This window comes from Bacillus sp. SIMBA_031, from assembly GCF_046535225.1.
Lineage (GTDB): Bacteria > Bacillota > Bacilli > Bacillales > Bacillaceae > Bacillus > Bacillus velezensis.
Window position 1 is genome coordinate 1 of record NZ_JAWRXC010000704.1, and the last position, 234, is coordinate 234.

Annotated in this window: 1 pseudogene; it reads right to left on the reverse strand. The window is 61.5% G+C overall.

What is annotated here, in order from left to right:
- A pseudogene (locus tag SB724_RS21895) lies at positions 1-234 on the reverse strand (glutathione S-transferase family protein); the annotation flags it as partial.

The following is a 234-nucleotide window of genomic DNA, read 5'->3' on the forward strand; positions in this document are numbered from 1 at the left end:
CTTGGGACCCGGCGAATCCGCACCTGTAGACGCCGTTGTTAACCTCAGTGAAAACCCGCTTATTCACCTGGTCGATCTCTTCGCGCAGCTGCTCGGGATAGAGGCTTGGGGCACCGGGGCGGTGGAACTCCGTCCACTCCGTAGAGAAATCCAGCGTGATTTGGGGGAAGTTGTTGGTCACAACTCCGCCCGTGGGGATGTCCACGATGGCCGGGACGGTGATCCCGCGCGGGT